The sequence below is a fragment of the Intrasporangium flavum genome (assembly GCF_001956915.1).
Lineage (GTDB): Bacteria > Actinomycetota > Actinomycetes > Actinomycetales > Dermatophilaceae > Monashia > Monashia flava.
The window spans coordinates 59908-71467 of the sequence record NZ_MLJO01000004.1 but is presented as its reverse complement, the minus strand read 5'-3'; the positions used below and the strand labels follow the sequence as shown (position 1 = coordinate 71467).

General features: G+C 74.6%; 10 protein-coding genes. 3 read left to right on the top strand and 7 right to left on the bottom strand.

Annotated elements, in window-relative coordinates:
• Positions 1–51 precede the first annotated feature (51 nt).
• Positions 52–657, top strand: a complete 606-nt coding sequence (locus tag BIV28_RS04220) for a TetR/AcrR family transcriptional regulator (protein ID WP_076259740.1) — start codon at positions 52–54, stop codon at positions 655–657.
• Positions 658–672: 15 nt separating this feature from the next.
• Here the strand turns inward: BIV28_RS04220 and BIV28_RS04215 are convergent, their stop codons facing one another.
• Entirely contained in the window at positions 673–2538 is a 1866-nt protein-coding gene (locus tag BIV28_RS04215) for a sigma-70 family RNA polymerase sigma factor (protein ID WP_207555764.1), read from the bottom strand.
• A 459-nt stretch (positions 2539–2997) separates the two neighbouring features.
• Here BIV28_RS04215 and BIV28_RS04210 point away from each other — a divergent pair, with 459 nt between their 5' ends.
• On the top strand, positions 2998–4485 hold the full coding sequence (locus BIV28_RS04210) for a cryptochrome/photolyase family protein (protein ID WP_076259739.1): 1488 nt from the start codon (positions 2998–3000) through the stop codon (positions 4483–4485).
• Positions 4486–4512: 27 nt separating this feature from the next.
• Here BIV28_RS04210 and BIV28_RS04205 read toward each other — a convergent pair whose 3' ends face one another.
• Positions 4513–5358, bottom strand: coding sequence for a methyltransferase domain-containing protein (locus BIV28_RS04205; protein WP_076259589.1), 846 nt, complete (start codon positions 5356–5358; stop codon positions 4513–4515).
• A gap of 55 nt (positions 5359–5413) precedes the next feature.
• On the opposite strand from BIV28_RS04205, the gene BIV28_RS04200 reads away from it, so the two are divergent.
• On the top strand, positions 5414–5953 hold the full coding sequence (locus BIV28_RS04200; RefSeq protein WP_076259587.1) for a MarR family winged helix-turn-helix transcriptional regulator: 540 nt from the start codon (positions 5414–5416) through the stop codon (positions 5951–5953).
• 14 nt (positions 5954–5967) lie between these two features.
• On the opposite strand, the gene BIV28_RS04195 is transcribed toward BIV28_RS04200, so the two are convergent.
• From BIV28_RS04195 to BIV28_RS20400, 5 genes are all read right to left on the bottom strand, one after another.
• Positions 5968–6345 carry a VOC family protein gene (locus BIV28_RS04195; protein WP_076259585.1) on the bottom strand — a complete coding sequence of 126 codons (378 nt, stop codon included), beginning with the start codon at positions 6343–6345 and terminating at the stop codon, positions 5968–5970.
• A gap of 49 nt (positions 6346–6394) precedes the next feature.
• Positions 6395–8251 carry an ABC-F family ATP-binding cassette domain-containing protein gene (locus BIV28_RS04190; RefSeq protein ID WP_076259583.1) on the bottom strand — a complete coding sequence of 619 codons (1857 nt, stop codon included), beginning with the start codon at positions 8249–8251 and terminating at the stop codon, positions 6395–6397.
• Positions 8252–8295: 44 nt separating this feature from the next.
• A complete protein-coding gene (locus BIV28_RS04185) occupies positions 8296–9234 on the bottom strand; it encodes a 4-(cytidine 5'-diphospho)-2-C-methyl-D-erythritol kinase (RefSeq protein ID WP_076259581.1) in 939 nt (312 codons plus the stop codon).
• A 16-nt stretch (positions 9235–9250) separates the two neighbouring features.
• Positions 9251–10219, bottom strand: a complete 969-nt coding sequence (rsmA, locus tag BIV28_RS04180; RefSeq protein WP_083707024.1) for a 16S rRNA (adenine(1518)-N(6)/adenine(1519)-N(6))-dimethyltransferase RsmA — start codon at positions 10217–10219, stop codon at positions 9251–9253.
• A gap of 93 nt (positions 10220–10312) precedes the next feature.
• Positions 10313–11437 (bottom strand): resuscitation-promoting factor, encoded by a 1125-nt coding sequence (locus BIV28_RS20400; RefSeq protein WP_076259579.1) that lies wholly within the window; start codon positions 11435–11437, stop codon positions 10313–10315.
• Positions 11438–11560: the final 123 nt, after the last annotated feature.

Sequence of the window (11560 nt, the reverse complement as noted above, 5' to 3'; positions counted from 1 at the left end):
GACACGGAGGGCCGCGCCGAGCGGGTGCAGCGGCCGCGCACCCGCGCCCGGATGACCGGCCCCGAGCGCCGCGAGCAGCTCATCACCGTCGGGCGCCGGCTCTTCGCCGAGAAGGGCTTCGAGGCGACGACCGTCGAGGAGGTCGCGGCCAAGGCGAACGTGTCCAAGCCCGTCGTCTACGAGCACTTCGGCGGCAAGGAGGGCCTCTACGCCGTCATCGTCGACCGCGAGATCCAGGCGCTCCTCGGTGGCATCACCCGGGCCCTCGAGGAGGGCGACGGGGCCCGGATGCTGCTCGAGCGGGCGACCCTCGCCCTGCTCGACTACGTCGAGAGCGATCCGGACGGGTTCCGCATCCTCGTGCGCGACTCGCCCCCGGGGCAGTCCACCGGCTCGTTCGCCAGCGTGCTCGGCGAGGTCGCCTCGCAGGTCGAGCACCTGCTCGCGGCCGAGTTCAAGACGCGTGGCCTCGACCCGAAGTCGGCCCCGATCCATGCCCAGATGCTCGTCGGGATGGTCGCCCTGACCGGGCAGTGGTGGCTGGAGAAGCGCAAGTTCAAGAAGGACCAGGTGGCCGCCCATCTCGTCAACCTCGCCTGGAACGGCCTCTCGGGCCTCGACCGGAGCCCGCGACTCGTCACCGTGCCGCGACGCTGACGCTGCAAGCTCCGGTCAGCCGAAGAAGACGCGTCGGTAGGTGTCGCCCGCGCCGTCGGTGACGACGACGGTGACCGGCGACAGCACCCCGAGGCCGCCCTGGGTCAGCTGGACCCGACCGCCCGAGGCCGAGCCGGTGCAGGCCACGCGTGCGGCGCCGGTGTTCGAGCACGACCACGCGCTGTTCGACGCCGAGAGCGTGCCGGCGCCGGAGCTGTTCGAGACCGTGATGCGCAGCCGACCCGCGGCCGTCGAGCGGATCGACAGGCTGAAGCGGCTCGGGTCGCCGGAGGCGATGACCTTGACGGAGATGGTCGGCGGGCTCGAGGGCTCCGGCGGCGGCTCCGAGGTGGGGGGCGGGCCGGGCGGCGTCGAGGTCGGCGGCGGCGTCGGGCGCGTCGTCGGCGGGGGTGGCGGTGGAGCCGGGCGCGTCGTCGGCGGGGGCGCCGGGGGTCGCGACGTGGACGGTGGCCGTGTCGCCGGGCTGCCGCCGCCGGTGGCGCCGGCTCCGCCGGTGGCGCCGGGACCGGCGGAGGACCCGCCCGTGCCAGAACCGCTCGCGCCTCCGGGCGTCGGGGGCGCGGGCGTGCCGGTCACGGGCGCCGCGGTCGAGACGGCCGACGGGACGGCGGCCGCGGCGTTGGTCGCGCCGGGGAAGGTCGGGGTGGGGGTGACCGGCGAGGCACCCGTGCGAGGCGAGGCGGCCGAGCCACCCGGGAGGACCGACCCGCCCGCGGAGCTGCTCGCGCCGGGGGTCGCCGACGCGGTCGCGGGCGGCCTGGGTGCGGCGTCGGCGGGCAGCGTGGTGGAGGCCGGGGCGCCGAGCAGGCCGGTGGCCCCGGCGGTCACGGCGACACCGGCGACGACGCTGGCGACGCGGCTCGCGACCTGGCCCATGGCGTCGGCGGCCGAGCCCAGGCGTCCGGCCCCCGAGGCCCCGGCACCCGCTCCCGCGGCGACGCCGCCCGAGGACGACGCGGAGGCGACCCCGCCGGCCGCGCCTGCCGCGCCCGCAGCCCCTGCCGCGCCCGCTGCACCACCGAGCAGCCCGAGGCCACCGGCCGTGACGAAACCGGGCGTCGACACCCCGGCCGCGAGCACGAGCGGCACGACGAGGGCCGGGAAGCCCTCGTGGATGACGCGGAGGTCGTCGGCCAGCCGGGCCGCGTGGGAGCAGGTGGCCACGTGCGCCTGGGCCCGCTCGGTCTGCCGCTTGGGCAGGCGGCCGCGCACGAGGGCACCGAGGTGGGTGATGGTCCAGCGGCACTCGTCGGTGTCGGCCGCGGCGAGGCCCCGCTCGGCCCGCGCGTCGAGGTAGAGGGCGCGGAGGTTCTCGCGGGCCCGCATGGCCCGGACGCTGACGGCGTTGGCGCTCATCCCGAGCGTCGGGGCCACGACGCGCGGCGCGGCGCCCTCGACGGTCGTGTGCCACAGGACGCGCTGGTCCTTCTCGGGCAGCGAGCGGAACGCCTCGCGGACCAGGGCGACGGTCTCGTCGTCGCCGAGGTCGGGCCCGGGCTCGTCGACGGGGTCGGCGAGGGCGTCGAGGTCGTCGTCCTCGGTGGGCACGACGCGCAGGTCGCGGCCGCTGGCGTCGAGGGCGACGGTGCGCACCGCGGAGAGGAAGTAGGCGCGGAAGTGCTCCTCCGGGCCGCGGCCCTCCTTGATGAGGGCGAAGACACGGGCGGCGGCCTCGGCCACGACGTCCTCGGGGCTCGTGCGCGTGCGGACGCGTCGGGCGACGGCGTACGCCGCGGGCAGGTGGCGCCGCCACAGCTCGCCGAACGCCTCGGCGGACCCCTCCCGGCTGCGGGCGAGCAGCTGCACGTCGGCAGCAGAGGACCACGCCTCGCTCGACCACATGGTCAGGTCAGCTGCCACCTCGAGCCCTTCCAGCCACTTGCCAGTGGTGGACAGTGTGCCGCGCCACGCCGCGCGCGTCGACTCGACGCGCAGCGCGGGACATATGGCAGGTTTCGCCCTTCCGGATGATCCCCTCCACGAAACCATCGCGGAAGGACGAAACCTGGCGGCACCACGGGTGGCGCACCTCAGGAGCCGCTCCCTCCCCTGACCAAGCGGGACGCTCCAGCGATGCCGTCATCCATGAGACGTGCCAGTCCCTATTTCATGACACTTTTTTCGCAAATGCGGGCAAATGCCCGAAATTGACCCGAACCGATGGGTAGCGGTCCCGTCGTGGGCTGCTCTTGGTCGACGCCTTACCGACCCATGAGGCACCTCACACGTCGACGCCTCGGCAGCTCTGCACCTCGGCGCCTCGACGCCCCGGCACCTCGACGCGTCGGGGCGGGCGGCGGGTATGGCTGCCGGGTGACGATGCGCTGGCTCTTCGCCGACCAGCTCGGCCCGCACTTCGACGTCGGACGCGACGGTGTCCTGCTCGTCGAGAGCCGGCGCGCCCTGGCTCGACGACGGTTCCACCGGCAGAAGCTGCACCTCGTGCTGTCGGCGCTGCGGCACCGGGCTGCCGAGCTGGAGGGGTCGGCGGGCTCGGTCACCGTGCTGCGCACCGACACCTACGCCGAGGCCCTCGAGCAGGTCGGGCAGCCCGTGCGGGTGTACGAGCCGACCTCGTGGGGCGCCGACGCGTTCGTGCGCCGGCTGCACGCGTCGGGGCAGGTGGAGGGCATCGACCCGACGCCGGGCTACTCATTCGGTCGCGAGGAGTTCGCCGCGTGGGCGGGCGGGCGACGACGCGTGCGGATGGAGGAGTTCTACCGGTTCCAGCGGCTGCGGCTCGACCTGCTCGTCGAGGGCGAGCACCCGGTCGGCGGGAAATGGTCGTTCGACGAGGCCAACCGCGAGCCGCCGCCGAAGGGGGCCGAGCGGCTCGACGTGCCGCCGCCCTACCGCCCGCGCGAGGACGAGATCGACGCGCAGGTCCGCGAGGACCTCGACCGCTGGACCCGCGACGGCGTGCTCGACCCGGTCGGGCAGGACGGGCCGCGCCTGTTCGCCGTGACCCGGCGCGAGGCGCTGGCCGCGCTCGACCGGTTCGTGACGCGTCGGCTCGGCGCCTTCGGCCCGCACGAGGACGCGATGCTGCGCGGCGACTGGGCCATGGCGCACAGCCTCCTGTCGGTGCCGCTCAACCTCGGCCTGCTCGACCCGGTCGAGGTGGCCGAGCGCGCGGTCCGCGCCTTCCACGACGGCGACGCGCCGCTGGAGTCGGTCGAGGGTTTCGTGCGCCAGGTCGTCGGCTGGCGCGAGTACGTCTGGCACGTCTACTGGCACCTCGGGCGCACCTACCGGCGCCGCAACGCCCTCGGCGTCGCGCGCGGCCCGCTCCCCCGCTGGTTCGACGAGCTCGACGCTGACGCGGTCGACGCCGCGTGCCTGTCCGACGCGCTCGGCGGGGTGCGCGACCGCGGCTGGGTGCACCACATCCCGCGCCTCATGGTGCTCGGCGGGTGGGCGGCGCAGCGGGGCTATGACCCCGACGCGCTGACCGAGTGGTTCCAGACGCGCTTCGTCGACGGCTACGACTGGGTCATGCCGGCCAACGTCGTCGGGATGAGCCAGCACGCCGACGGCGGGGCCATGGCGACCAAGCCGTACGTGTCGGGCGGCGCCTACATCGACCGGATGAGCGACTACTGCGGCGGCTGCCGCTACGACCCGAAGAAGCGCACGGGCGAGGACGCGTGCCCGTTCACCGCGGGCTACTGGGCCTACGTCGACCGCAACGCCGCGCGCCTCGAGGGCAACCACCGGATGGCCCGGCCGCTGCAGCAGCGCCACCGGCTCGCCGACCTCGCCGAGGTCGTCGCGCAGGAGCGCGCCCGCGGCGACGACCCGCCCTGACCCACCGCACGCGACGCGTCAGGTGCGTCAGGCGCGGCGGGTCCGGGCGACCGCGAAGGTGCGCGTGAACGGGAAGAGCACGCCGAAGGACCGTCGCGGGTAGGCGGTCTCGAGCTCGCGCTCGTACTCCTGCTCGAAAGCCTCGCGCTCGGCGGCGTCCTCGAGGATGCCGAGGACCGGACGCAGGCCGGTGCCGCGGACCCACTCGAGCACCGGGTGCGGGGCACCCTCGGGGGCGGCGAGCACCTGCTCGTACGTCGTCTGCCACACGTCGACCTCGGGCGTGCGGTCGAGCAGGAGCGCGGCATAGGTGCCGGGCAGCGCGACCGCCGCGGCCCGGTCGAGGCCGGGGCGCAGGTCCTCGGCCCGCGGGTGGCGCTGCGCCACCTCCCGCATGAGCCGGTGCGAGGGCGCGTCGAAGTTGGCCGGCACCTGCATGGCGAAGGTCCCGCCGGGCGTCAGGGCGTCGAGCCAGCCGGGGATGAGCCGCAGGTGGGTCGGCACCCACTGGAGCGTCGCGTTCGTGACGAGGACGTCGACGGTCGCGCCGAGGCCGGTGGGGTCCCAGTCCTCGGCGGTGGCCTCGACCCACTCGACGCGCCCGGCGGTGTCGAGGGCGCGGGCCTTCTCGAGCATCTCCGGCGAGGAGTCGACGCCGACGACGCGGGCACCGGGCCAGCGCTCGGCCAGGCCGAGCGTCAGCTCGCCCGGGCCGCAGCCGAGGTCGACGACGAGCCGCGGGTCGCGGGCCTCGACGCGGGCGAGCAGGTCGGCGAAGGGCCGACCGCGGTGGTCGGCGAAGAGGGCGTACTGGCCCGGGTCCCAGGCGGCGTCGGTGGTGCGCTCCCCGGTGGGGGGTGTCGTGGCGGACACGTCGACCTCACTTTCTTTCGATGTCAAGAGTCTTGATGGTGACTAGGCTGGCCCCATGAGCCCGGACCGCCGTGCGGGTCGTCCCGAGGGCGACGACGTCGACGACATCGTCGCGGCCTGGCGCCGTGAGCGACCCGACCTCGACGTCTCGCCCCTCGAGGTGCTCTCGCGGGTGTCGCGCCTGGCGCGGCGGCTCGACCTCGCCCGGGGCCGCGCCTTCTCCGAGCACCTGCTCGAGGGCTGGGCCTTCGACGTGCTGTCGGCGCTGCGCCGCGCGGGCGAGCCGTACGAGCTGTCGCCCGGCGCCCTCGTGCAGCAGACGCTCGTGACCTCGGGCACCATGACCAACCGCGTCGACCGGCTCGAGCGCAGCGGGTTCGTCGAGCGGCGACCCGACCCGGGCGACCGCCGCGGGGTGCTCGTGCGGCTGACGCCGGCGGGCCGCGACGTCGTCGACTCGGCCATGGCCGACCTCATCGAGCAGGAGAAGTCGCTGCTGTCCGAGCTCGGGGCCACCGAGCGTCGCGAGCTCGCGACGCTGCTGCGCCGGATGCTCGCACCGCTCGAGGCGCGCCCGGGCGACGCAGCGGGCTGATCCCGGCCGCCGGCTCACGCGTCGGCGCGCTGCTGGAACTCGATCCGGTTGCCGACCGGGTCGCTCGTGTGGAAGCGACGCAGGCCGGGGATGTTGTCGTCCCACGTGACGGGCGCCCCGGCCGCCTCGACGGTCGCGGCGAGCGCGTCGACGTCGGCGACCGCGATGCCGGGGTGGGCCTTGCGGGCCGGCGCGAACGGCTCCTCGACGCCGACGTGCACCTCGGCGCCGCCGGGCTCGCTGCCGGCGCGGAACCACACGCCGCCGCGGGCGCGCAGCCGTTCGGGCTTGGGGACCTCGGTCAGGCCGAGGACGCCGGCGTAGAAGGCGCGCATGGCGTCCTCGCACCCGGCGGGACCGGACACCTGGACGTGGTGCAGGGACATCTCCATGGCCCCGAAAGTATCTTGATATCAAGATACTTTCAAGGGTTCCCGCCACCTAGCCGACGACGTCGGCCGCCTCGAGCCACTCCAGCTCGAGCTCCTCGCGCTCGGCGACGAGCTCGGTGAGCCGGGCGTTGAGGTCGGCCAGGGCGCCCGGGTCGGTCGCCTTCTGCGCCATCTCACCGTGGATCCGCTCCTCGCGGTCCGCCAGGCGCGAGAGCTGCTTCTCGACGCGCGCCATCGTCTTGCGCGCCTCGCGCACCTCGGCCGGGCTCGCCGTCGCAGTGGCGCTGCCGTCCGACGCGGCCGGGGCGCCCGCTCCCCCGCCCGACGCCGACGGCGCGGGTGCAGTGGCGGCGCGGGCCGCGGCGGCGGCGCGCAGCTCGAGGTACTGGTCGACGCCCCCGGGCAGGTCGCGGACCCGGCCGTCGCCGAGCAGGGCGAGCTGGTGGTCGCAGACGCGCTCGAGCAGGTACCGGTCGTGCGAGACGACGACGAGCGTGCCGGCCCAGCCGTCGAGGACGTCCTCGAGGGAGGTGAGGGTCTCGATGTCGAGGTCGTTGGTCGGCTCGTCGAGGACGAGGACGTTCGGCTCGGTCAGCAGCAGGCGCGTCAGCTGGAGCCGACGCCGCTCACCGCCGGAGAGGTCGCCGACGCGGGTCTGCTGGCGACCGCCCGGGAAGCCGAGGCGCGTCGCGAGCTGGCTCGCACTGACCTCCTTGCCGCCGAGCGTCGTGTACTGGCGCACGTCCTCGACCGCCTCGATGACCCGCCACTGCTCGAACCGCTCGAGCTCGCGGACCTCTTGGGTCAGGTGGGCGATCGCGACGGTCTTGCCGACCTTGCGCCGCCCGGCGCTGAGCGGCACCTCGCCGGTGAGGGCGCGCAGCAGCGTCGACTTGCCGGCGCCGTTGACGCCGACGATGCCGACGCGCTCGCCGGGCGCGAGGCGCCACGTGACGTGGTCGAGCAGGGTGCGCTCGTGCGGCGGCTCACCGACTGTCAGCGTCGCGTCCTCGAGGTCGAGCACGTCCTTGCCGAGGCGACGCGTCGCGAACGAGACGAGCTCGACGCTGTTGCGGGGGTCCGGCTCGTCGGCGATGAGGGCGTTGGCCGCCTCGATGCGGAACTTCGGCTTGCTCGTGCGGGCCGGGGCGCCGCGGCGCAGCCACGCCAGCTCCTTGCGCATGAGGTTGGAGCGGCGCTCGGCGACCACGCCGGCCAGCCGGTCGCGCTCGGCCTTGGCCAGGACGTAGGCCGCGTAGCCGCCCTCGAAGGAGCTGACGCCCCCGGACTCGACCTCCCACGTCATCGTCGCGTACGCGTCGAGGAACCAGCGGTCGTGGGTGATGGCGACCGTGGCGTTGCCCGGGCGGGGGCGGCGGTGGGTCAGGTGGTCGGCGAGCCAGGCCACGCCCTCGACGTCGAGGTGGTTGGTCGGCTCGTCGAGCAGGAGCAGCTCGGGGTCCTCGACGAGGAGGCGCGCGAGGGCGAGGCGGCGGCGCTCGCCACCGGACTTGGGTCCGACGCGGCTGTCGAGCCCGCCCATCGCCTCGGCGCCGATACCGCCGAGCAGGCCGGTGAGGACGTCGCGGATGCGGGGGTCGCCGGCCCAGATGTGCTCGGGGCGGTCACCGAGGACGGCCTCGCGGACGGTCCACTCCGGGTCGAGCGCGTCGTCCTGGCTCAGCATCCCGATGCGGATGCCGTCGTCGCCGCCCTGCTTGCTGATGCGGCCCGAGTCGGGCTCCTGCAGCCCCGCCATGACGCGCAGCAGGGTCGACTTGCCGCCGCCGTTGACGCCGACGATGCCGATGCGGTCGCCGGTGAGGACGCCGATGCTGACGTCGTCGAGGACGTGGGCGGTGCCGAAGACGAGGGAGACGCGTTCGAGCGAGACGAGGTTGGCCATCGGAGCAGACCCTATGCCGCCCGGAGCACCCCGGCCGAATCCCGTCAGTCGCGGGGGGTGGCCACGACGTGGGCGCCGTGGACCGGGCCCTTGGCCCGGCGCAGGTCGCGGCACAGGTCGGACGCGGCGAGCGAGACCGAGAGGTCGAGGGCGGCCTCGTGGCTCTCGGTGAGGAAGGCGACCGTGGGGCCCGACCCCGAGACGATGCCGCCGAGGGCGCCGAACTCGACGCCGGCGTCGCGCAGCTCGCGCAGCCGGGGTCGCAGCGAGAAGGCCGCCGGCTCCAGGTCGTTGTGCAGCGCCGCGCCGAGGGCGGCCGGGTCGCCCGACCGCAGCGCGGCCATGAGCTCGGGGCTGACGTGCGGCTCGGGCACCTCGACGCCGTCGCGCTCGCGGAGGCGGTCGCACTCGGCGTACACCTCGGGCGTCGACAGGCCGGTGTCGCTGATCGCGAAGACCCAGTGGAAGGTGCCGCGGGCCAGGACCGGGGCCAGCTGCTCGCCGCGGCCGGAGCCCATGGCGTTGCCGCCGGCCAGGGGGAACGGGACGTCGCTGCCGAGCATGCCCGCGAGCTCGGCGAGGTCGTCGCGGTCCAGGCCCAGGCCCCACAGCTGGTCGCACGCGACGAGGGTGGCCGCGGCGTCGGCCGAGCCGCCCGCCATGCCGCCGGCGACCGGGATGTCCTTGTCGATGCGGATCGACAGCGCCTCGTCGACCGACCAGCGCTCGGCCACGAGCCGGGCCGCCCGCACCGCGAGGTTGTCGCCGTCGGTCGGGATGAGGCTCTTGTACGTGCCCGTGGGCACGACCTGCCAGTCGTCCCACCGGGCCACCGAGACCTCGTCGTGGAGTGACACGGCCTGGTAGACGGTCGCGAGCGAGTGGTAGCCGTCGGGCCGGCGGGGCCCGACGCGCAGCTCGAGGTTGACCTTGGCCGGGACCCGCACGGTCACCGCACCCGGCAGGGTCGGAGCGACAGTCATGCGCCCACCCTAGGGGTCACGCGGGCCCGGTCGTCGCCGGCTGCGCAACCTTCGGCCTGGCGGCCGCGATCCGGGCGAAGGCCGCGATGTCGAGCTGCTCGCCGCGCGTCCTCGGGTCGATGCCGGCGGCGCGCAGCGCCTCCTCGGCGAGGGCCGGCGAGCCGGCCCACGACGCGAGCGCGCCACGGAGGGCCTTGCGGCGCTGGAGGAACGCGGCGTCGATGCACCGGAAGACCTCCTCGCGCGTCGCCGTGGTCTCGGGCGGGGTGCGGCGGCGCAGCGACACGAGCCCGGAGTCGACGTTGGGGGCGGGCCAGAAGACGTTGCGCCCGACGCGTCCGGCGAGCTCGACGTCGGCGTACCAGGCGGCCTTGAGGCTGGGCACGCCGTAGATCTTGCCGCCGGGCCTGGCGGCGAGGCGCTCGGCCACCTCGAGCTGGACCATGACGAGGACCCGCTCGAGCGTCGGGAAGTGCTGGAGGAAGGAGAGCACGACCGGGACGGAGATGTTGTACGGCAGGTTGGCGACGAGGGCCGTCGGCTGCGGCTTGGGCAGCGTCGTCACCGTCAGCGCGTCGGCCGCGACGAGGCGCAGGCGGTCGGCGTTCTGCGGCTGCAGGCGCGCCACGGTCTCCTCGAGGGCGCCGGCGAGCCGCGGGTCGACCTCGACCGCCGTCACGTGCCGCACGACCGGCAGCAGCGCGAGCGTCAGGGAGCCGAGCCCGGGCCCGACCTCGACGACGACGTCGTCGGGACCGACGCCGGCCACGCGCACGATCTTGCGCACCGTGTTCGGGTCGACGACGAAGTTCTGCCCCCACTGCTTGGTGGGCCGCACCTCGAGCCGCTCGGCGAGCTCGCGCACCTGGGCCGGGCCGAGCAGCGCCGCGTCCGCAACGGGCTCGACGCGCCCGGTGGGCTCGCTGGGCCGGGCGGGCTGGGTGGGCTCGGCGTGCGCGCTCCCCGTCGCGTCCTTCTTCGCCATGGCCCTCACCCTAGGGCCACCGACCCCGGGGACGCGGACGCCCACCCGCCTGGGCAGGCGGGTGGGCGTCCGGTCACGCGGTCGGGAGGCGGCTCAGCCGCAGCTCCACTGCGACGTGCCGTTGTCGGCGTAGACGCGGTTGGCGACCGTGATCTGCTGCTCGCGCGAGGCGAGGTCGGCGCGCGAGGCGAAGTCGCCGCCGCCGTAGGCCAGCCACGTGGAGGTCAGGAACTGCAGACCGCCGTAGTAGCCGTTGCCCGTGTTGATGTGCCAGTTGCCGCTCGACTCGCACTGGGCGATCGAGTCCCACATCGCGGCGCGGGCCAGGTTGATCCCGGCGCCGCCACCGGTGGAGCCGCCGGTCGAGCCGCTCGACACGGCCGGACGGGCCTTGGTGCCGACGAGCAGGACGCGGTCGACGGGGGCCTTGGTGACCTTCGAGGACAGGCGCTTGGTCGCGACGACCTTGCCGTCGATGACGGTGCGCTGCACGGTGACGACACGGGTGCCGTCGCTGCCGGCGCGCGCGACCTTGGTCTGGTCGGTGTAGAGGTCCGAGGACTTCTTCTTCGTCGTGCCGTGGGCGATGGCCTCGGTGACGGTGGCCGACTTCTGCTGCACGCGCTGGACCCGGACCTTGGCCCCGGGGGTCAGCAGCGACGTGGCCGACGGCGTGACGCGGTCGGCCTTGCCGACGTTGACGCCGAGCTGCTTGAGGGCCTCGCCGACCGTGGCGGCGGCGACGGTCTTCGTCGTCGTGCGGCCGTCGGCGGTGACCGTGACGGCCTTCGGAGTGACGATCGTCAGGGACAGCCCCTGGCGGCCGATGGCCTGCGAGCGCGACACCGAGATGCGGGCACCCTCGCTGCGGACGCCGAGGGCGAGCAGCGCACCGTCGACCGTGGTCTCGGTGGTGCGGATCTGGCGCTGCTTGCCGTCGATGGTGAGGGTCAGCAGGCGGCTATAGCGGACGGTGACCGACTCGCCGTCGGTCAGGGGGGTGTCCGCAGCGGGGACGACGACGTCGCCGGGCTTGGTGGTGATGCCCTCCGAGGAGAGGAGGTCACCGACGGTGCTGCCGAACACGTGGGCTGAAGAGGTCTTGCCGTCGACCGAGAGGGTCACGGCCTTGTCGAGCTGGGCCGCTCCGACCGCACCACCGGTGAGGACGACGGCGGCGCCGGCAACGGCGAGAACCTTGAGATTGCGCGAAACCAAAACACTCCGAACGTCGAACGACCCGGGTGCAACGCGCTCTCGAACGGCCCTCTTCACGTCGTCGGGACGAGGTCGATGCGGGGCTGCAGCCGGCCAACAGTCGTCAACAGTGACCGACGACCC

Excerpts from the sequence above, each read along its gene's own strand:
- BIV28_RS04185 (WP_076259581.1), bottom strand. The coding sequence starts at position 9,234 with ATGACTGTCGCTCCGACCCTGCCGGGTGCGGTGACCGTGCGGGTCCCG.
- BIV28_RS04210 (WP_076259739.1), top strand. The coding sequence starts at position 2,998 with ATGCGCTGGCTCTTCGCCGACCAGCTCGGCCCGCACTTCGACGTCGGA.
- BIV28_RS04195 (WP_076259585.1), bottom strand. The coding sequence starts at position 6,345 with ATGGAGATGTCCCTGCACCACGTCCAGGTGTCCGGTCCCGCCGGGTGC.
- BIV28_RS04200 (WP_076259587.1), top strand. The coding sequence starts at position 5,414 with ATGAGCCCGGACCGCCGTGCGGGTCGTCCCGAGGGCGACGACGTCGAC.
- rsmA (WP_083707024.1), bottom strand. The coding sequence starts at position 10,219 with ATGGCGAAGAAGGACGCGACGGGGAGCGCGCACGCCGAGCCCACCCAG.
- BIV28_RS04220 (WP_076259740.1), top strand. The coding sequence starts at position 52 with ATGACCGGCCCCGAGCGCCGCGAGCAGCTCATCACCGTCGGGCGCCGG.
- BIV28_RS04190 (WP_076259583.1), bottom strand. The coding sequence starts at position 8,251 with ATGGCCAACCTCGTCTCGCTCGAACGCGTCTCCCTCGTCTTCGGCACC.